This window comes from Streptomyces sp. NPDC096205 (assembly GCF_044763135.1).
Taxonomy (GTDB): domain Bacteria; phylum Actinomycetota; class Actinomycetes; order Streptomycetales; family Streptomycetaceae; genus Streptomyces.
The window spans coordinates 343,503-363,183 of the sequence record NZ_JBIWFS010000002.1 but is presented as its reverse complement, the minus strand read 5'-3'; the positions used below and the strand labels follow the sequence as shown (position 1 = coordinate 363,183).

Genomic DNA, 19,681 nt, shown 5'->3' with positions numbered 1-19,681 from the left:
TCCTGTGAACCTTGCGGTTCGCGTCACAGCCCCGGGATGCGGCCGTTGCGGAACAGGTCGACGAAGATCTGGTGGTCGGCACGCGCGCGTGCGCCGTAGCTGTGCGCGAAGTCCACCAGGAGCGGCGCGAAGCCCTCCTCGTCGGCGGCGATCGCCGCGTCGATGGCCCGCTCGGTGGAGAACGGCACCAGCGACTCGCCGGAGGTGTCGTCCGCCGCGGAGTGCATGGACGCGGTCGCCCGGCCCAGATCGGCGACGACCGCCGCGATCTCCTCCGGGTCGTCGATGTCGCCCCAGTCCAGGTCCACCGCGTACGGCGAGACCTCGGCGACCAGCTGGCCCGCGCCGTCCAGCTCGGTCCAGCCCAGCCACGGGTCGGCGTGGGCCTGCAGGGCACGCTGGGAGATCACTGTGCGGTGGCCCTCGTGCTGGAAGTACTCCCGGATCGCCGGGTCGGTGATGTGCCGGGACACCGCCGGGGTCTGGGCCTGCTTGACGTAGATCACCACGTCGTTCTCCAGGGCGTCGCTGTGGCCCTCCAGCAGGATGTTGTACGACGGCAGCCCGGCCGAGCCGATGCCGATGCCGCGGCGGCCGACGACGTCCTTGACCCGGTAGGAGTCCGGGCGGGCCAGCGAGGTCTCCGGCAGCGTCTCCAGATAGCCGTCGAAGGCCGCGAGCACCTTGTAGCGGGTGGCCGCGTCCAGCTCGATGGAGCCGCCGCCCGCGGCGAAGCGCCGCTCGAAGTCGCGGATCTCCGTCATCGACTCCAGCAGCCCGAAGCGGGTCAGCGAGCGGGCGTCGCGCAGGGCGTCCAGCAGCGGTCCCTCGGCGGTGTCCAGGGTGAAGGGCGGCACCTCGTCGCGCTTGGCGCCGGTGGCCAGAGCGTGGATGCGCTCGCGGTAGGCGGCCGCGTAGATCCCCACCAGCTCGGTGATCTGCTCGTCGCTGAGCGCCTTCGCGTAGCCGATGAGGGCGACGGAGGCCGAGAAGCGCTTGAGGTCCCAGGTGAAGGGTCCGACGTAGGCCTCGTCGAAGTCGTTCACGTTGAAGATCAGCCGGCCCGTGGCGTCCATGTACGTGCCGAAGTTCTCCGCGTGCAGATCGCCGTGGATCCACACGCGCGAGGTGCGCTCGTCCAGGTACGGACCGCCCCGCCGGTCACCGTCCACATCGTGGTAAAAAAGCCCCGCCGTACCGCGGTAGAAGGCGAACGCCGAGGCGGCCATCTTGCGGAACTTCACCCGGAACGCGGCCGGGTCGGCGGCCAGGAGCTCGCCGAAGGCGGTGTCGAAGACGGCCAGGATCTCCTCGCCGCGCTGCTCGTCACTGAGCTGGGGAACCGACATCGCTGGGAGCCTCCTGGTGCATGACACGTACGACAGTGTTTCTGCCGTCTCCAACGCACGACCGTACGTCGGAGTGCCCGCCGGGTGTCAGTGCCGAGGCATAGACTTCGACGCTGACCCCAGAACTGTCCGCCAGCCCGTCGCCGAGTGTTTCCCCTGGAGGGCCCACCGTGTCAAAGCCGCCGTTCACGCACCTGCACGTCCACACCCAGTACTCGCTGCTGGACGGTGCCGCGCGGCTGAAGGACATGTTCAACGCGTGCAACGAGATGGGCATGACGCACATCGCCATGTCCGACCACGGCAACCTCCACGGGGCGTACGACTTCTTCCACTCCGCGAAGAAGGCCGGAATCACCCCGATCATCGGGATCGAGGCGTATGTCGCCCCCGAGTCCCGGCGCAACAAGCGCAAGATCCAGTGGGGCCAGCCGCACCAGAAGCGCGATGACGTCTCCGGTTCGGGTGGTTACACCCACAAGACGATCTGGGCGGCGAACGCGACCGGTCTGCACAACCTCTTCCGGCTCTCCTCCGACGCCTACGCCGAGGGCTGGCTGCAGAAGTGGCCCCGGATGGACAAGGAGACCATCTCCAAGTGGTCCGAGGGGCTCATCGCCTCCACCGGCTGCCCCTCCGGCGAGCTCCAGACCCGGCTGCGCCTCGGCCACTTCGACGAGGCCCTGAAGTCGGCCGCCGAGTACCAGGACATCTTCGGCAAGGACCGCTACTTCCTGGAGCTGATGGACCACGGCATCGAGATCGAGCGCCGGGTCCGCGACGGCCTGCTGGAGATCGGCAAGAAGCTCGGCATCCCGCCGCTTGTCACCAACGACTCGCACTACACCTACGCCCATGAGGCCGGGGCGCACGACGCGCTGCTGTGCATCCAGACCGGCAAGAACCTCTCCGACCCGGACCGCTTCAAGTTCGACGGCACCGGCTACTACCTCAAGTCCACGGACGAGATGTACGCCATCGACTCCTCGGACGCCTGGCAGGAGGGCTGCCGCAACACCCTCCTGGTCGCCGAGCAGGTCGACACCGCCGGCATGTTCGAGAAGCGCGACCTCATGCCCAAGTTCGACATCCCCGAGGGCTACACCGAGGTCAGCTGGTTCCGCGAGGAGACCCTGCGCGGCATGCACCGCCGCTTCCCCGAGGGCATCCCGGACGACCGCATGAAGCAGGTCGAGTACGAGATGGACACCATCATCTCGATGGGCTTCCCCGGCTACTTCCTCGTCGTCGCCGACTTCATCATGTGGGCCAAGAAGCAGGGCATCGCCGTCGGCCCCGGCCGAGGCTCCGCGGCCGGCTCGATCGTCGCCTACGCCCTCGGCATCACCGACCTCGACCCGATCCCGCACGGCCTGATCTTCGAGCGGTTCCTCAACCCCGAGCGCATCTCGATGCCCGATGTCGACATCGACTTCGACGAGCGCAGGCGCGTCGAGGTGATCAGGTACGTGACCGAGAAATACGGCGCCGACAAGGTCGCCATGATCGGCACCTACGGCACCATCAAGGCCAAGAACGCCATCAAGGACTCCGCGCGCGTGCTGGGCTACCCGTACGCGATGGGCGACCGCCTCACCAAGGCCATGCCGCCGGACGTCCTCGGCAAGGGCATCCCGCTCTCCGGCATCACCGACCCGCAGCACCCCCGCTACTCGGAGGCGGGCGAGATCCGGGCGATGTACGAGAACGAGCCGGATGTGAAGAAGGTCATCGACACCGCGCGCGGTGTGGAGGGCCTGGTCCGGCAGATGGGCGTGCACGCGGCCGGCGTGATCATGTCCAGCGAGACCATCACCGACCACGTCCCCGTCTGGGTCAGGCACACCGACGGCGTCACCATCACGCAGTGGGACTACCCGAGCTGTGAGTCGCTCGGCCTGCTGAAGATGGACTTCCTCGGCCTGCGCAACCTCACGATCATGGACGACGCCGTCAAGATGGTGAAGGCCAACAAGGGGATCGACATCGATCTCCTGAGCCTCCCGCTGGACGACCCCACGACCTTCGACCTGCTCCAGCGCGGCGACACCCTCGGCGTCTTCCAGTTCGACGGCGGCCCCATGCGCTCGCTGCTGCGGCTGATGAAGCCCGACAACTTCGAAGACATCTCCGCCGTGTCGGCCCTGTACCGCCCGGGCCCGATGGGCATGAACTCCCACACGAACTACGCGCTGCGCAAGAACGGCCAGCAGGAGATCACGCCGATCCACAAGGAGCTGGAGGAGCCCCTCGAAGAGGTCCTCGCGGTCACCTACGGCCTGATCGTCTACCAGGAGCAGGTGCAGAAGGCCGCCCAGATCATCGCGGGCTACTCGCTCGGCGAGGCCGACATCCTCCGCCGCGTGATGGGCAAGAAGAAGCCGGAGGAGCTGGAGAAGAACTTCGTCATCTTCCAGGCCGGCGCTCGCAAGAACGGCTACAGCGACGAAGCGATCCAGGCGCTGTGGGACGTGCTGGTCCCGTTCGCCGGCTACGCCTTCAACAAGGCGCACTCCGCCGCGTACGGCCTGGTGTCCTACTGGACCGCCTACCTCAAGGCCAACCACCCCGCCGAGTACATGGCGGCGCTGCTGACGTCCGTGAAGGACGACAAGGACAAGTCCGCGGTCTACCTCAACGAGTGCCGCCGCATGGGCATCAAGGTCCTCCCGCCGAACGTGAACGAGTCGGAGTCGAACTTCGCCGCCCAGGGCGACGACGTGATCCTCTTCGGCCTGTCCGCCGTGCGCAACGTCGGCACCAACGTCGTCGAGTCGATCATCAAGTGCCGCAAGACCAAGGGGAAGTACGCCTCCTTCCCCGACTACCTCGACAAGGTCGACGCGGTGGTCTGCAACAAGCGCACCACCGAATCGCTGATCAAGGCCGGCGCCTTCGACACCATGGGCCACACCCGCAAGGGCCTGACGGCGCAGTACGAACCGATGATCGACAACGTGGTCGCGGTCAAGCGCAAGGAGGCCGAGGGCCAGTTCGACCTCTTCGGCGGCATGGGCGAGGAGAGCAGCAGCGAGCCGGGCTTCGGGCTCGACGTGGAGTTCTCCCCGGACGAGTGGGAGAAGACGTATCTGCTCGCCCAGGAGCGGGAGATGCTCGGCCTGTACGTCTCCGACCACCCGCTCTTCGGCCTGGAGCACGTGCTGTCCGACAAGGCGGACGCGGGCATCGCCCAGCTCACCGGCGGTGAGCACGCGGACGGCGCGGTCGTCACCATCGGCGGCATCATCTCGGGCCTGCAGCGCAAGATGACCAAGCAGGGCAACGCCTGGGCGATCGCCACCGTCGAGGACCTCGCCGGCTCCATCGAGTGCATGTTCTTCCCGGCCACCTACCAGCTGGTGTCCACCCAGCTCGTCGAGGACGCCGTGGTGTTCGTCAAGGGCCGCCTCGACAAGCGTGAGGACATCCCGCGGCTGGTGGCGATGGAGCTGATGGTCCCCGACCTGTCGGCCGCCGGCACCAACGCGCCGGTGATCCTCACCATCCCGGCCACGAGGGTCACCCCGCCCATGGTCAGCCGCCTCGGCGAGATCCTCAGCCACCACAAGGGCGACAGCGAGGTCCGCATCAAGCTCCAGGGCCCGACCAGGACGACGGTGCTGCGCCTGGACCGCCACCGGGTCAAGCCCGACCCGGCGCTGTTCGGCGATCTGAAGGTGCTGCTCGGCCCGTCCTGCCTGGCCGGCTGAGCCGTCGTACGACAGCGCGAGGGGCGCACCCGGAAAGGGTGCGCCCCTCGTTGTGTGCCTGGGTCTCAACAACCCATTACGCAGAGGTCAGTTGTGACCGAAGCGCTTCTGCCGGCCCTTGCGTGCCATGTCTGCGGGAGACACCGGCGGCGCCATCTGCTCCGACTCCGAGTGCATCGGGCTCGCCTGGGCGGACTGCGGGGCACGCTCGGACTGCGGCCGCTTACGGTCACGGTTCTTGTTCTTGGCCATGGTGATCTGCCTCCTGTGGGGGATCTAGGGGCCAGGGCCGCGACCAGATTCACATAGGCTGACAACGAGCGCATTTCGGATAATTACCGTGCGTGAAGGGCGCGGTCGGGACGCGGCGCTCCGAAACGCCACGCCGAAGATCGAGTTCCGGCCGTTAACCCACGCGCCGTCGGGCAGACTCGAAGGAAGCCCGAAGCAAACCTCCCAGGAAGAGGGTGAGTCGCGTGGACCGCTGCATCGTCCTGGTGGACGCCGGGTATCTGCTGGGGGCCGCCGCCAGCCTCCTCGCCGGGGAGCCCTCCAGGTCCCGCATCACCGTCGACCACGCCGCCCTCATCCAGGGCCTGCGCGAGCGCGCCGAGTCCGACACCGAGCGCCCCCTGCTGCGCATCTACTGGTTCGACGGCGCCCCCGACCGCGTCCCCCAGCCCGAACACCGCCGGCTGCGCGTGATGCCCCGGGTCACCGTCCGGCTCGGCGCCCTGACCCGCAGCGACGGACGCTGGGCGCAGAAGGGCGTCGACGCCGCCATGCACGCCGAACTCACCGAACTGGCCCGCAACCGCGCCTGCTCCGACATCGTCCTCGTCACCGGTGACGGCGACCTGCTGCCCGGCATGATGGCCGCCAAGGAACACGGCGTGGCCGTCCATCTGTGGGCCGTCCAGGCCGCCGACGGCGACTACAACCAGTCCGAGGACCTCGTCGCCGAGGCCGACGAACGCCGCGTCCTGGACCGCGCCTGGATCATCAAGGCCGTCCGCGCGAAGGAACTGACCGGCATCTGCGCGCCGCCGCCCGTGCCGCGCCCCGAGATCGCCGCGATCCTCTCCGCGCCGCTGCCCGAATCCGCGCTCACCGGCAGGGAGCGACCCGACGACGAGGCCCCGCACCGGCAGCCCGGCGCACCCGCCGCCGCGTCCGTCACGGCCGAGGAGCGGGTGCCCGCGCCCAAGGGCGTGCCCACCCCTAAGGACCTCGCCGCCCTGCGCGCGCCCGGCGGCCAGCCCGCCCCGCACCCGGCGAGCGCGACCCTGCGCTGGTCCTCCGACAAGGGCTGGGTCGACCGGCCCGGCGTCGCCGCGGAACCCCCCGAGATCGCCTCCATGCCGACGCTGGCCCAGCTGACCACGGCCGAGCAGCGGTGGGCCGACCGCGAGGAGGACATCACGACCGTCGGCGGAGACCCGTACGAGGTCGGGCAGGTGTTCGCACGGCGGTGGATGGCGCGGCTGGGGGACCAGGGGCATCTGCAGCGGCTGTCGGGCATGTACCCGCGCATCCCGCACCGCGTCGACGGCGAGCTGCTGCGGTACGCGGCCCGGTTCGGGCTGCTCGCGCACAAGGACGACCAGATCGACGAGCACGACCGGTATGCGATCCGGGCCGGCTTCTGGCGCGAGGTCGACGTCCGCACGGCGGCCGAGCACGCCCCTGCCGGGGAGTAGACCGTCCGGGTCACGCCCAGGGGCACGGGAAACCGCGCGAGGGTGCGGGCGACGGCGTCGCGGTTGATCGCCGTTGCGCCGGAAAGAGCGCATTTGCGGTCATGGTGCCACCCGGGAGAGTGGGCGCCCGGCCGACCCCGTACTCTCGTCCCTTGTGAGTACGCGCGCGGCACAGGCACCAGGACGCTCCGGTGATGTCGTGTGCGCGGCGCGCGGACTGACCAAGACGTATCCCGCGGTACGGGGCCGGCGCGGCGTGGCCGCCACGCCCGAGGTGCGGGCCACCGACGACGTGGCGCTGGACATCCGGCGCGGCGAGATCTTCGGGCTGCTCGGCCCGAACGGCGCCGGCAAGACCACCCTCGTACGCCAGCTCACCGGGCTGATGCGCCCCGACCGCGGCAGTGTGCAGATCCTCGGGCACGACATCGTGCGCCACCCGGAGCGGGCCGCGCGGCTCCTGGCGTATCTCGGGCAGGAGTCGTCCGCGCTGGACGAGCTGACCGTGTCGCTGGCCGCCGAGACGACCGGGCGGCTGCGCGGCCTCGACGTACGGCAGGCACGCGCCGAGCGGGACGCCGTGCTGGAGGAGCTGGGCCTGACCGCGCTCGCCGCGCGGCCGCTGAAGAAGCTGTCCGGCGGGCAGCGGCGGCTGGCCTGCTTCGCCGCCGCGCTGGTCGGGGAACGGCCGCTGCTGGTGCTCGACGAGCCGACCACCGCCATGGACCCGGTGGCCCGGCGGGCCGTGTGGTCCGCCGTGGACCGGCGGCGCGCCGAACGCGGTGCGACGGTGCTGCTGGTCACCCACAACGTGATCGAGGCCGAGACGGTCCTGGACCGGGTCGCCGTCCTCGACCGGGGCCGGGTGATCGCCTGCGACACACCCACCGGGCTCAAGGAGCGGGTGGCCGGCGAGGTCCGGGTCGAGCTGGTGTGGCGGGACCGGGCCCCGCTGGAGGTGCCCGAGGTCGCCGCGCTGCGCGAGGGGGCCGTTCAGTCCGGGCGCCGCTGGACGCTGCGGCTCGCCCCGGAAGAGGCCCGCGCGGTGGTCGCCACCGTCACCGGCGGGGCCGCGTTCGCCGCGCTGGACGACTTCACGCTGGCCACGCCCAGCCTGGAGGACGTCTATCTCGCGCTGGGCGGGGCGGCACGGCAGGGACTGGTGAAGGCGTGAGCAGGACGGCCACCGGATCCGTACCAGATCCCCGGGACCCCAGGAAGGGGAGCAGCGCGAGGTGAGTGTCGTACCCGCAGAGGTGCTGCCGGGCAGTGCCCTGGACGCGGAGGAGCCGGCCGCGCGGGCGGCCGAGCTCGGGCCGCGGGCGCGGCTGTGGCCGTCGCTGGCGGCCGTGTACCGGGCCCAGCTGTCCCGGGCCCGGGTGGCGCGCATCCCGCTGCTGTTCGTGGCGACCTTCCAGTCCATCGGCATCCTGATCATGATGCGCGGGGTCGTCGACGGCGGCAGCCAGGCGGAGTCGGTCGTGGCCGGTTCGGCCGTGCTGGTCGTCGCGTTCGTCGCGCTGAACCTGCTCGCGCAGTACTTCGGGCAGCTGCGGGCGACCGGGGGCCTCGACCACTACGCGACCCTGCCGGTGCCGCCGACGGCCGTGGTGCTGGGCGCGGCCGGCGCGTACGCCTCCTTCACCCTGCCGGGGACCTTCGTCACGGCCGCCTTCGGGTGCGTGCTGTTCGGGCTGCCGCTGACCAATCTGTGGATGCTGCTCGCGGTGGTGCCGCTGGCCGGGGCCGCGCTGTCCGGGCTCGGCGCGGCGCTCGGACTGCTTGCGCCGCGGCCGGAGCTGGCGACCGTACTGGGGCAGCTGGGCATGTCGGCGGCGCTGCTGCTCGGGGTGCTGCCGCCGGAGCGGATGCCCGGGTTCGTGCAGTTCGCCCGGGATCTGCTGCCCTCGACCTACGGCGTCGAGGCGTACACGCGCACCTTCTCGGCCCACCCCGACTGGCCGGTGGTGGCCGCGGACCTCGCCGTGTGCGCGGGGGTCGGGGTGTTCTCGCTGGCCGTGGCGACGTGGGCGTACCGCCGGGCTGCCGTCCGGTGACGCGTCGGCCGGGCGGGCCTGGCACGATGTCAGGGTGACCGCACCGCTTACTCCGCCTCCGCCGCCGCACGACCACTCGGCACACAGTCAGTCGCCGTCACCGCACGAGGGATGGCCGCCCCGGTCGGACACGGCCGGGAGCGGGTACGGCCAGGACGGGGCGTACGGACAGGACGGTCCCGGCATGAAGACCGAACTGCGCGAAGCCGCCGTGATCACCGTCGCGGTGGCGGTGTGCGGTCTGCTCCTCGGTGTGCTGTGGAACTGGCTGGCGCCGCGCATACCGCTGGTCGCCGATGTGGTCGACGGCAGCTGGGTCGTCTACGTCAAGGACACCGAGGGCGAGCAGGCCATCGGCGTCGACGGAACGTTCACCCTGCTGGCGCTCGCCTTCGGCGCGGTGACGGCGCTGGCCGTGTTCCTGTGGCGCCGCAGGGGAGGGGCACCCCTGGTCGTCGCCCTGGCCCTCGGCGGCCTCCTCGGCTCCCTGCTGGCCTGGCGCCTGGGCATGTGGCTCGGCCCCGCCGACGACGTCCTCGCCCACGCCAAGGAGGTCGGCAAGGGCGTCACCTTCTCGGCCCCGCTGAAGCTGGGCGCGAAGGGCGCCCTCCTGGCCTGGTCGGTCGGTGCCCTGCTGTTCCACCTGGGCCTGACAGCGCTGTTCGGCCCGAGGGACCCGGAGGTCCAGGCGCCTTAGAGGGGTTGCTCTTAAGGGGCGCGGGGCTGTATCGATATGCGGCTCCGCCGCGTGGGCGCCAGGAACCACGAAGCACCCGCAGCCGGGCACGCGCGGAAGGAATCCCTACGTCCGCCCGACAGGCGCAAGCACCGCCCCCGTGAGGGACGCCAAGTCACCCGGAGCCAGCTCCACCTCAAGCCCCCGGCGCCCCGCCGAGACACAGATCGTGGCGTGGGCGGAGGCCGACGCGTCCAGAACCGTCGGCAACTTCTTCCGCTGCCCCAGCGGCGAGATACCGCCCCGCACATACCCCGTCGTACGCTCGGCCAGCACCGGGTCGGCCATCGCCGCCTTCTTGCCGCCGACCGCCGAGGCGAGGGCCTTGAGGTCCAGGGAACCCGCGACCGGCACGACCGCCACCGTCAGCGTGCCGTCGACGTCCGCGACCAGGGTCTTGAAGACACGGTCGGGGGACACGCCCATCGCCTCCGCGGCCTCCTCGCCGTAGGAGGGGTGGGACGGGTCGTGATCGTAGGAGTGGACCGTGTAGTCCACGCCGGCCGCGGTGAGGGCCACCGTCGCCGGCGTCCCACCGGGCTGCTGCTTCTTCGACTTCTTCGCCATGCCTCGGTCCAGCCTCAGTTCAGACTCGTCGGTCCGCGCGTCAGGTCCTGCGACGGCAACGACGGCAGGCTACGGATGATCGCCGTCTCCGCGCGAAGGAGTTTCAGCTCGTCGCGCAGCCGCGACGCGGTGTCGGGGGCCTGCAGCAGCCGCTGCTTGGTCGGCGTGTCCAGCACCATCGCCGCGGCCACCAGGTACGACACCACCGACGGCTCGTCGGGCAGGTCCGCGCCGGACGACAGCGACCGCTCCCGCGCCCCGGCCAGCCGCTTCTGGTACTGCCGGAACGCCCGCAGCACGCCCTCGGCCAGCGCCCCGGCCTCGTCGCCCGGCTCCTCCTCCAGCGGCTCCAGCTCGGCCATGAGGAACGGCCCGGAGGCGTCCACCGACAGCAGCCGCACCCGGGTCGTGCCGGTCGCCAGCACCTCGAAGGTGCCGTCGGGCCGCTCCCGGATCGTCGCCGCGTCCGCGACACAGCCGACCGTGTGGAACGCCTTCGCCGGGTCGTCGCCGAACCCGGCGGCGGGCCCGCGCTCGGGCAGGGCCGTCGGATCCGGCATGCCGGGCGCGCTCGGCGCCACCTCGTGGCCGTCGCGGATCGCCACGACGGCGAACTGGCGCGGTTCCTCCTCAGGAGTCTTGGCAAGGGTGCGCATCAAGGCGCGATAGCGCTCCTCGAAGACGTTCAGCGGGAGTACGAGCCCCGGGAACAGAACCGAGTTCAGCGGAAAGAGCGGCAGCCGGACGGTGGTCACGGCGCCAAAGCCTAATGGTCGGCCGAGCGGGCGCGTCCGCCGTGCCCACTGTGCGGATGCCCGGGGCCGTCCACCTCCACCGCGCCGACGCCCGCGAGGAGGCCCGCCCGCACCCGCAGGAACAGCCCCAGCGGGTCCTCCCCGGCCCGGTCCCACGGGAAGGACGTGGCGTACGGGCCGGTCAGCCGCAGCTGGTCCAGGGCGTCCGCGCGACGGTCCAGGCGCACCAGCACACAGGCCAGCAGATTGCGGATCTGCGCCGGCCACGGGTCGGCCGCCGGGAACCGCGCGGACAGGGCGATGGCCCGGTCCGCCGCCGCGTCCAGCCGGGCACGCGGCACGGAGGGCCCGCAGCCGTCGGTCAGATACGCGAAGGCCGCCCGCACCGGCAGCGCCTGCACCAGCGCGTCCTCGGGGGCGTCCTGCGCGGCCCGGTCGGCGAAGTCGAAGCACTCGCGGTGCGCGCCGTGCCAGGTGGCGGCCAGATAGCGCAGGGCCGCCACATGGCAGCCGTAGTGGTGCGGGGCCCGCCGCACCGCCGCCTCCCACAGCTCCCCGAAGTACTTGTGCCCGGCCCGCGAGCCGCGTGCGTGGTCCAGCGCGAGGCGCCAGGGCACCGGGTCGCGGTGGTCGCCGTGCGCGGTGGCCGTGATCGCCGGGCTCACCCCGCGCAGCAGCTCCTGCCGGGCCGGCGAGCCCCACGCCCGGTCGACCGCGAGCTGAGCGCCGACCAGCAGCGCGTCGGGGTCGTGCGGGGCGGCCGTACGCCATTCCTCGAACCACTCCGGGCGCGAGTGCGCGAAGAACGCCAGCCGGACGACGTAGCGGTCGCGCAGCTCCCACTCGCCGTGCGCACGGGTGGCCGCGAGCAGCGCGGCGGCCGGGCCGTGCTCGCCGCGCGCGGCGGCGACCAGGGCCGGGCCGAGCCGGTCGTCGGGCGCGTCGAGGAGCACCTCGTCGTCGGCCGGCAGCCCGGGGACGGGGCGCGTCCGCGCGGGAGCCTTGGACATCCGGGCGGCGCGGATGAACGGGGGCAGCAGAGCCATGGTGTCGACCATTGAAAGACCGCAGCTCGTACCGGCGCCAGAGCCTTCACGGAACCCGCCGATGGTTGTACGAACCGCGGTCAAAGCCGGGTAAAGAGCGGTCACCGTGTGTCACCCCAGCCACAGCGGTCGTGCCGCCCGGCCTCGGCGGTCGTGCCGCCCGGCCTCGGCGGTCGTGCCGCCCGGCCTCGGCGGTCGTGCCGCCCGGCCTCCGCGGTCGTGCCGCCCGGCCTCCGCGGTCGTGTCACCCGGGCCTCCGCGGTCGTGTCACCTGGGCCTCCGCGGTCGTGCCACCCGGCCTCCGCGGTCGTGTCACCCCGGCCTCAGCAGTCGTGTCGCCCCCGCCGCCACCGTCGTCGCCAGGACCCAGCCCGCCAGTACCAGCGCCGCGCCCAGCCACTGCCAGCCGCCCTGGAGCTGCCAGACGCCGACCTGGCCGAGGTCGATCACCGGCAGGAGGAGGTCCAGGGCGAAGAGGGCCGGGTTCCAGGGCGGCTCCGCGGTTCCGGTGGCGGCCACCTCGGGGCGCCCGGCGTGGGCGAAGGCCAGGGAGCCCGCCGCCCACAGCACGGCCATCCACAGCGCGGCCCGGCCCGGCCGGTAGCCGTAGGCGACCGTGAGGTCCTGGACGTATCCCCACAGCTTCGTGCCCAGCGGCAGCGTCTCGCGGCGCCGGCGCTGCTTGGCGAGCAGCACCTCGCGGGCGTCCTCGTCCTCGCCGCCCGCGCGCAGCACCGCGGCCAGCCGCTCGTACGGCTCCGGGCTGTACTCGGCCGTCGCCGCGGCCACCCACTCCAGGCGCTGCGCGGGGGAGAACGGGCCGTGCGGTACGAGGTTCTCGTACGTGAAGCCCCCGATGTGCAGCCGGCCCGGCCCCGGCCAGCTGCTCGCCCGGTCGACCAGGTTCACGATCCGCGCCCCGGACAGCACCACGCGGCCCAGCCGGGGCGTCTCGCCCAGGAAACGCAGCTCGGGCGTCTGCACCCGGCGCAGCGACAGCTCCTGGTCCTCGGCCAGCTCAAGCCGCGCCCTCTCCAGGTCGACGGCGTCCCCGAACCGGCCGTCGTCGAGCCGGGCCCCGCCGACGCACTCGAAGGACTGGATGCGCGTACCGCGCGGCGGCGTCACCCCGGTCGGCCAGCCGCTGCCCACCGCGGCCGGGGTCATGTACAGCGTGCGGCCCACGGTCAGCTGCGGCGCGTTCAGCGCGTGCCGCCCGTCCGGGTTGACCAGCCGCGCCCCGCGCAGGCTCAGCGACTGGCCGACGGCCGCCCCGCGCAGACTCAGCTCGCCGTACGACTCCAGCAGCTCGGCCTGTACGTCCTGCCCCACGCTGATGCCGTCGCCGGCGATGGAGCGGCCCCGCCGGTCGGAGTGCACGACGGCCTGGTTGAGCAGCAGGTCGGTGCCGATCTGCGCGTCGGTGAGCCGGATGCCGCGGTCGAAACGGCAGCGCGGCAGATGCAGATCGCCCTCGGTGTGCACCCGGGCCGCCTCCAGACGCGGCACCGCGCAGTCCACCATCCGCAGGGTCGTGAAGCGTGCCTCCGGCAGCAGCACCTCGCGCTCGAACCGGCAGCCGCGCAGCTCGACGTACGGCACCACGATCCCGCCCGCCAGCTCCACGGGGTCGCTGATCTGCACCCCGGCGAGCTTCAGCGCCGACACCCGGCCCGCCAGCGCGGGCGGCCCGTCCAGCAGCAGCCAGCACACGATCCGCGCCCGCACGGTCCGCTCCGGACCCCACGGACGCCCGCCGTGCGGATCGTCGACCACCCGATCGCCGCTGCTCAGGTCGTACACGGTGCCGTTGCGGAACGCCTGCCACATGCCCACCTCGGCGGCCGTCAGGTCCTCCGGCGGCTCGCCGTCCCCCTCGGTCACCTGCGCCTCCTTCGTGTTTTCGTACGATCGTCATGCCCGGTGGGTGACGCTCCGAACGCGCGTGGTGAAGGAGATGTCCCAGGGTCTGTATCAGCCATTGATACGCGCGGACGGCGTGGGACGGCGGTCTGGGAGAATGGGACCGTGATCTCCCGAATCGATCTGCGCGGCGACGCCCTCCCCGAGGGCCCCGCCCTGCGCGACCTGCTGCCCCGAGCCGACTTCGACGTCTCGGCCGCCCTGGAGAAGGTGCGGCCGATCTGCGAGGCCGTGCATCATCGTGGCGACGCGGCGCTGATCGACTTCGCGGAGAAGTTCGACGGAGTCAGGCTCGAGCAGGTGCGCGTCCCCGCCGAGGCCCTCACCAAGGCCCTCGACGAGCTGGACCCGGCCGTGCGCGCGGCCCTGGAGGAGTCCATCCGCCGCGCCCGGCTCGTCCACCGCGCCCAGCGCCGCTCCACCCACACCACCCAGGTCGTGCCCGGCGGCTCGGTCACCGAGAAGTGGGTGCCGGTCGACCGGGTCGGGCTGTACGCACCCGGCGGCCGGTCCGTGTATCCCTCGTCCGTGATCATGAACGTGGTCCCGGCCCAGGAGGCCGGCGTCGAGTCCATCGCGCTCGCCTCGCCCGCCCAGGCCGAGTTCGGCGGTCTGCCGCACCCGACGATCCTCGCCGCGTGCGCGCTGCTGGGCATCGACGAGGTGTACGCCGCCGGTGGCGCCACCGCCGTCGCGATGTTCGCGTACGGCACCGAGTCCTGCCCGCCCGCCAACATGGTCACAGGCCCCGGCAACATCTGGGTCGCCGCCGCCAAGCGCTACTTCACCGGCAAGATCGGCATCGACGCCGAGGCCGGCCCGACCGAGATCGCGGTCCTCGCGGACTCCACGGCCGACCCGGTGCACGTCGCCTCCGACCTGATCAGCCAGGCCGAGCACGACCCGCTCGCGGCGGCCGTCCTGGTCACCGACTCCGTGGGCCTCGCGGAGGCGGTCGAGAAGGAGCTGCAGACGCAGGTCGCGGCCAGCAAGCACATCGACGACCGGATCGTGCCCGCCCTCAAGGGCAAGCAGTCCGCGATCGTCCTCGTCGACGGCGTCGAGGAGGGCCTGCGGGTCGTCGACGCGTACGGCGCCGAGCACCTGGAGATCCAGACGGCCGACGCGGCCGCCCTGGCCGACCGGGTCCGCAACGCCGGCGCGATCTTCATCGGCCCCTGGGCGCCCGTGTCCCTCGGCGACTACGCCGCCGGGTCCAACCACGTGCTGCCCACCGGCGGCTGCGCCTGCCACTCCTCCGGCCTGTCCGTCCAGTCCTTCCTGCGCGGCATCCACATCGTCGACTACACGCAGGACGCGCTGGCCGAGGTCGCGCACCATGTGGTGACGCTGGCCGAGGCGGAGGACCTGCCGGCCCACGGGGCGGCGATCAAGGCGAGGTTCGGTTGGAAGGTGCCCGGTAAGTGACTTTCGGTATCGACGATCTCCCCGTACGGGACGAGCTGCGCGGCAAGTCCCCCTACGGCGCGCCCCAGCTGGACGTCCCCGTACGGCTGAACACCAACGAGAACCCCTACCCGCTGCCCGAGGCGCTGGTCGAGCGGATCGCCGAGCGGGTCCGTGACGCGGCCCGCGACCTCAACCGCTACCCGGACCGGGACGCGGTCGAGCTGCGCACCAAGCTCGCCGAGTACCTGACGAACACGTCCGGCCACGAGGTGGGCCTGGCCAACGTCTGGGCCGCGAACGGTTCCAATGAGGTCATCCAGCAGCTGCTGCAGACCTTCGGCGGACCGGGCCGTACGGCCATCGGCTTCGAGCCGTCGTACTCGATGCACGGCCTGATCGCGCGCGGCACCGGCACGGGCTGGATCTCGGGCCCGCGGGGCGAGGACTTCACGATCGACCTCGCGGCGGCCGAGCGGGCCATCGCCGAGCACCGGCCCGACGTCGTGTTCGTGACGACCCCCAACAACCCCACCGGCAACGCGGTCCCGCCCGAGACGGTTCTCGCGCTGTACGAGGCCGCGCAGGCGGCCAAGCCGTCGATGGTGGTCGTGGACGAGGCGTACATCGAGTTCAGCCACGGCGACTCGCTGCTGCCGCTGCTGGAGGGCCGGCCGAACCTGGTCGTCTCCCGCACGATGTCGAAGGCCTTCGGCGCGGCGGGCCTGCGCCTCGGCTATCTCGCCGCGCACCCGGCCGTCGTGGACGCCGTACAGCTCGTACGGCTGCCGTACCACCTGTCGGCCGTCACGCAGGCGACCGCGCTGGCGGCGCTGGAGCACACCGACACGCTGCTCGGGTACGTCGAGCAGCTGAAGGCCGAGCGGGACCGGCTGGTGTCCGAGCTCAGGGCGATCGGCTTCGAGGTGACCGCCTCGGACGCCAACTTCGTCCAGTTCGGGCGCTTCGCCGACGCCCATGTCGCCTGGCAGCAGATCCTCGACCGGGGTGTCCTGGTCCGGGACAACGGCGTACCGGGGTGGCTGCGGGTCACCGCCGGCACGCCGGAAGAGAACGACGCGTTCCTCGACGCGGTCCGTGAACTGAAGAAGGAGCAGAGCGCATGAACCGCGTGGGACGCGTGGAGCGGGTCACCAAGGAGACGTCCGTCCTGGTCGAGATAAACCTCGACGGCACCGGCCGGGTCGACGTGGCGACCGGTGTCGGCTTCTACGACCACATGCTCGACCAGCTCGGCCGGCACGGTCTGTTCGACCTGACCGTGAAGACCGAGGGCGACCTGCACATCGACTCGCACCACACCATCGAGGACACCGCCCTCGCGCTGGGCGCCGCCTTCAAGCAGGCCCTCGGCGACAAGGTGGGGATCTACCGCTTCGGCAACTGCACGGTCCCGCTGGACGAGTCCCTCGCCCAGGTCACCGTCGACCTCTCCGGCCGCCCGTACCTGGTGCACACCGAGCCCGAGAACATGGCGCCGATGATCGGCGAGTACGACACCACCATGACCCGGCACATCCTGGAGTCCTTCGTGGCCCAGGCGCAGATCGCGCTGCACGTGCACGTGCCCTACGGGCGCAACGCGCACCACATCGTGGAGTGCCAGTTCAAGGCGCTGGCCCGGGCCCTGCGGTACGCCTCCGAGCGTGACCCGCGCGCGGCGGGCATCCTCCCCTCCACGAAGGGCGCGCTGTGAACGGGCTGTCCACCGTCCTGATCGTCGTCGGCCTGTTCCTGCTCGGCGGCATCTACTCCTTCATCAAGCAGGAGATGCCGAAGAGCCTGGTCGTGCTGCTGTCCATCGGTGCCGCGATGTGTCTCACCGCCGGCATCCTGCGGCTGGAGGTGTGGAATTGAGCACCAAGAGCGTCGTGGTCTTCGACTACGGCTTCGGCAACGTCCGTTCCGCCGAGCGTGCCCTCGCGCGCGTGGGCGCCGACGTCGAGATCACCCGTGACTTCGACAAGGCGATGAACGCCGACGGGCTGCTGGTGCCGGGCGTCGGCGCGTTCGCCGCCTGTATGAAGGGCCTGAGGGACGCGCGCGGCGACTGGATCGTCGACCGGCGCCTGTCCGGCGGACGCCCGGTGATGGGCATCTGCGTCGGCATGCAGATCCTGTTCGCGCGCGGCATCGAGCACGGCGTGGAGACCGAGGGCCTCGACGAGTGGCCCGGCTCGGTCGAGCCGCTCCGGGCCGAGATCGTGCCCCACATGGGCTGGAACACGGTGGACGCGCCCTCGGACACGCAGTTGTTCGCCGGGCTCGACGCCGACGCGCGCTACTACTTCGTGCACTCCTACGCCGTCCACGACTGGTCGCTGGAGATCCACAACCCGCGCATCGAAGCCCCCAAGGTCACCTGGACGACCTACGGCAAGCCCTTCGTGGCCGCCGTGGAGAACGGCGCCCTGTGGGCCACCCAGTTCCACCCCGAGAAGTCCGGCGACGCCGGAGCCCAGCTCCTCACCAACTGGATCGGAACCCTGTGAGCAAGCTCGAACTCCTTCCCGCCGTCGACGTCCGCGACGGTCAGGCCGTCCGCCTCGTGCACGGCGAGTCCGGTACCGAGACGTCCTACGGCTCCCCGCTGGAGGCCGCCCTCGCCTGGCAGCGCTCCGGCGCCGAGTGGCTGCACCTGGTCGACCTGGACGCCGCGTTCGGCACCGGCGACAACCGTGAGCTGATCGCCGAGGTCGCGAAGGCGATGGACATCAAGGTCGAGCTGTCCGGCGGCATCCGCGACGACGCCTCCCTGGCCGCCGCGCTCGCCACCGGCTGCACCCGCGTCAACCTCGGCACCGCCGCCCTGGAGACCCCGGAGTGGGTCGCCAAGGTCATCGCCGAGCACGGCGACAAGATCGCCGTCGGTCTCGACGTACGCGGCACGACCCTGCGCGGCCGCGGCTGGACCCGCGACGGCGGCGACCTCTACGAGACGCTGGAGCGCCTCAACAACGAGGGCTGCGCGCGCTATGTGGTGACGGACATCGCCAAGGACGGCACACTGCAGGGCCCGAACCTGGAGCTGCTGAGGAACGTCTGCGCGGCCACCGACCGCCCCGTCGTGGCCTCCGGCGGCGTGTCCTCGCTGGCCGACCTGCGGGCCATCGCGGAGCTGACGCCCCTCGGCGTCGAGGGCGCGATCGTCGGAAAGGCGCTGTACGCGAAGGCGTTCACCCTGGAAGAGGCCCTGGAGGCTGTGGCGTCATGACGTCCGACGGCGTACGGCGGGTGCAGAGCGGAAGTCCCTGGGAGGAGTCCTTCGGTTTCGCACGCGCCGTCGCGGCGGGCGACCGGGTGCTGGTGGGCGGCACGACGTCCTTCAAGGGCCCGGTGCTGTACGGGGAGGGCGACCCGTACGAGCAGGCGAAGGTGGCGTTCACCAGCGCGCTGGAGGCGATCGCCGAGTTCGGGCTCGGTCCCGAGTCGGTGATCAGGACCCGGATGTATCTGACCCATCAGCGGGACGTCGACGAGGTCGGCCGGGCGCACCGGGAGTTCTTCGACTCCGTGCGGCCGGTCACGACCCTGGTGGTCGTGGAGGGCTTCGTCGACCCGCGCATCCTGGTCGAAGTGGAACTAGAGGCATTCAGAGGAGCCGAGCAGTCATGACCCTGGCGGTCCGAGTCATCCCCTGCCTGGACGTGGACAACGGCCGGGTCGTCAAGGGCGTCAACTTCCAGAACCTGCGCGACGCGGGCGATCCCGTCGAGATGGCCAAGGTGTACGACGCCGAGGGCGCCGACGAGCTGACGTTCCTGGACATCACCGCCTCGTCGGGCGACCGCGAGACGACGTACGACGTGGTGCGCCGCACCGCCGAGCAGGTGTTCATCCCGCTGACGGTCGGCGGTGGCGTCCGCACGGCCGAGGACGTGGACAAACTGCTGCGCGCCGGTGCGGACAAGGTCGGTGTGAACACCGCCGCCATCGCCCGCCCCGACCTGATCCGCGAGATCGCCGAGCGGTTCGGGCGGCAGGTGCTGGTGCTGTCGGTCGACGCACGGCGCACCGAGTCGGGCGGCTTCGAGGTGACGACCCACGGCGGCCGCAAGGGCACCGGCATCGACGCCGTCGAGTGGGCGCACCGGGCGGCCGAGCTGGGCGCGGGCGAGATCCTGCTCAACTCGATGGACGCCGACGGCACCAAGGACGGCTACGACCTGGAGATGATCGAGGCCGTCCGCAAGCACGTCACCGTCCCGGTGATCGCCTCCGGCGGCGCCGGCAAGCTCGCCGACTTCGCCCCGGCGGTCGCCGCGGGCGCGGACGCGGTGCTGGCGGCGTCGGTGTTCCACTTCGGCGATCTGCGGATCGGCGAGGTGAAGGACGCGCTGCGGGAGGCGGGACACCCGGTGCGGTGACGCCCCTGATGTCGTGAGGTAAGCCCCGGTCTCCTGGAGGCCG

At 71.6% G+C, this 19,681-nt stretch carries 19 protein-coding genes; 13 read left to right on the top strand and 6 right to left on the bottom strand.

Going from position 1 to position 19,681, the window contains the following annotated elements; all coding sequences use genetic code 11:
• Positions 1–23: 23 nt before the first annotated feature.
• The gene (locus ACIQ6Y_RS08060; protein WP_404034349.1) at positions 24–1,349 is read right to left on the bottom strand and encodes a DUF2252 domain-containing protein; all 1,326 of its coding nucleotides are present in this window, start codon (positions 1,347–1,349) and stop codon (positions 24–26) included.
• A 170-nt stretch (positions 1,350–1,519) separates the two neighbouring features.
• On the opposite strand from ACIQ6Y_RS08060, the gene dnaE reads away from it, so the two are divergent.
• A complete protein-coding gene (gene dnaE / locus ACIQ6Y_RS08055; RefSeq protein WP_404034347.1) occupies positions 1,520–5,059 on the top strand; it encodes a DNA polymerase III subunit alpha in 3,540 nt (1,179 codons plus the stop codon).
• Between the two features lie 87 nt (positions 5,060–5,146).
• Here dnaE and ACIQ6Y_RS08050 read toward each other — a convergent pair whose 3' ends face one another.
• Positions 5,147–5,311 (bottom strand): hypothetical protein, encoded by a 165-nt coding sequence (locus tag ACIQ6Y_RS08050; protein WP_404034345.1) that lies wholly within the window; start codon positions 5,309–5,311, stop codon positions 5,147–5,149.
• A 224-nt stretch (positions 5,312–5,535) separates the two neighbouring features.
• Between ACIQ6Y_RS08050 and ACIQ6Y_RS08045 the strand changes: the two genes are divergently transcribed.
• The 4 genes from ACIQ6Y_RS08045 to ACIQ6Y_RS08030 all read left to right on the top strand — a co-directional run bounded on the left by ACIQ6Y_RS08045 (position 5,536) and on the right by ACIQ6Y_RS08030 (position 9,513).
• Positions 5,536–6,759 carry an NYN domain-containing protein gene (locus tag ACIQ6Y_RS08045; RefSeq protein WP_404034343.1) on the top strand — a complete coding sequence of 408 codons (1,224 nt, stop codon included), beginning with the start codon at positions 5,536–5,538 and terminating at the stop codon, positions 6,757–6,759.
• 199 nt (positions 6,760–6,958) lie between these two features.
• Positions 6,959–7,933 carry an ABC transporter ATP-binding protein gene (locus ACIQ6Y_RS08040; RefSeq protein ID WP_404036347.1) on the top strand — a complete coding sequence of 325 codons (975 nt, stop codon included), beginning with the start codon at positions 6,959–6,961 and terminating at the stop codon, positions 7,931–7,933.
• A gap of 61 nt (positions 7,934–7,994) precedes the next feature.
• Positions 7,995–8,816, top strand: coding sequence for an ABC transporter permease (locus tag ACIQ6Y_RS08035; protein WP_404034341.1), 822 nt, complete (start codon positions 7,995–7,997; stop codon positions 8,814–8,816).
• A 34-nt stretch (positions 8,817–8,850) separates the two neighbouring features.
• On the top strand, positions 8,851–9,513 hold the full coding sequence (locus tag ACIQ6Y_RS08030) for an AAA family ATPase (RefSeq protein WP_404034339.1): 663 nt from the start codon (positions 8,851–8,853) through the stop codon (positions 9,511–9,513).
• Positions 9,514–9,618: 105 nt separating this feature from the next.
• Here the strand turns inward: ACIQ6Y_RS08030 and ybaK are convergent, their stop codons facing one another.
• The 4 genes from ybaK to ACIQ6Y_RS08010 all read right to left on the bottom strand — a co-directional run bounded on the left by ybaK (position 9,619) and on the right by ACIQ6Y_RS08010 (position 13,750).
• Positions 9,619–10,119, bottom strand: a complete 501-nt coding sequence (gene ybaK / locus ACIQ6Y_RS08025) for a Cys-tRNA(Pro) deacylase (protein ID WP_404034337.1) — start codon at positions 10,117–10,119, stop codon at positions 9,619–9,621.
• A gap of 14 nt (positions 10,120–10,133) precedes the next feature.
• A complete protein-coding gene (locus tag ACIQ6Y_RS08020) occupies positions 10,134–10,874 on the bottom strand; it encodes an LON peptidase substrate-binding domain-containing protein (protein ID WP_404034335.1) in 741 nt (246 codons plus the stop codon).
• Between the two features lie 11 nt (positions 10,875–10,885).
• A complete protein-coding gene (locus ACIQ6Y_RS08015) occupies positions 10,886–11,932 on the bottom strand; it encodes a hypothetical protein (protein WP_404034333.1) in 1,047 nt (348 codons plus the stop codon).
• 300 nt (positions 11,933–12,232) lie between these two features.
• The gene (locus ACIQ6Y_RS08010) at positions 12,233–13,750 is read right to left on the bottom strand and encodes an oxidoreductase (protein ID WP_404036344.1); all 1,518 of its coding nucleotides are present in this window, start codon (positions 13,748–13,750) and stop codon (positions 12,233–12,235) included.
• Positions 13,751–13,948: 198 nt separating this feature from the next.
• Here ACIQ6Y_RS08010 and hisD point away from each other — a divergent pair, with 198 nt between their 5' ends.
• The 8 genes from hisD to hisF are packed head-to-tail and all read left to right on the top strand — an operon-like array spanning position 13,949 to position 19,638.
• A complete protein-coding gene (hisD, locus tag ACIQ6Y_RS08005; protein ID WP_404034331.1) occupies positions 13,949–15,271 on the top strand; it encodes a histidinol dehydrogenase in 1,323 nt (440 codons plus the stop codon).
• Positions 15,268–16,377 (top strand): histidinol-phosphate transaminase, encoded by a 1,110-nt coding sequence (locus ACIQ6Y_RS08000; protein ID WP_404034329.1) that lies wholly within the window; start codon positions 15,268–15,270, stop codon positions 16,375–16,377. The genes hisD and ACIQ6Y_RS08000 overlap by 4 nt, the downstream gene beginning before the upstream one ends.
• Complete coding sequence (gene hisB / locus ACIQ6Y_RS07995; RefSeq protein ID WP_356691850.1) at positions 16,374–16,967, top strand: imidazoleglycerol-phosphate dehydratase HisB; 594 nt, start codon at positions 16,374–16,376, stop codon at positions 16,965–16,967. Before ACIQ6Y_RS08000 ends, hisB begins: the two co-directional genes overlap by 4 nt.
• Positions 16,964–17,128, top strand: a complete 165-nt coding sequence (locus ACIQ6Y_RS07990; RefSeq protein WP_404034326.1) for a hypothetical protein — start codon at positions 16,964–16,966, stop codon at positions 17,126–17,128. The genes hisB and ACIQ6Y_RS07990 overlap by 4 nt, the downstream gene beginning before the upstream one ends.
• Positions 17,119–17,763, top strand: a complete 645-nt coding sequence (gene hisH, locus ACIQ6Y_RS07985; RefSeq protein WP_404034324.1) for an imidazole glycerol phosphate synthase subunit HisH — start codon at positions 17,119–17,121, stop codon at positions 17,761–17,763. Before ACIQ6Y_RS07990 ends, hisH begins: the two co-directional genes overlap by 10 nt.
• On the top strand, positions 17,760–18,485 hold the full coding sequence (gene priA / locus ACIQ6Y_RS07980; protein ID WP_404034322.1) for a bifunctional 1-(5-phosphoribosyl)-5-((5-phosphoribosylamino)methylideneamino)imidazole-4-carboxamide isomerase/phosphoribosylanthranilate isomerase PriA: 726 nt from the start codon (positions 17,760–17,762) through the stop codon (positions 18,483–18,485). The genes hisH and priA overlap by 4 nt, the downstream gene beginning before the upstream one ends.
• Positions 18,482–18,886 carry a RidA family protein gene (locus ACIQ6Y_RS07975; protein ID WP_404034320.1) on the top strand — a complete coding sequence of 135 codons (405 nt, stop codon included), beginning with the start codon at positions 18,482–18,484 and terminating at the stop codon, positions 18,884–18,886. The genes priA and ACIQ6Y_RS07975 overlap by 4 nt, the downstream gene beginning before the upstream one ends.
• On the top strand, positions 18,883–19,638 hold the full coding sequence (hisF, locus tag ACIQ6Y_RS07970; RefSeq protein WP_404034318.1) for an imidazole glycerol phosphate synthase subunit HisF: 756 nt from the start codon (positions 18,883–18,885) through the stop codon (positions 19,636–19,638). Before ACIQ6Y_RS07975 ends, hisF begins: the two co-directional genes overlap by 4 nt.
• Positions 19,639–19,681: the final 43 nt, after the last annotated feature.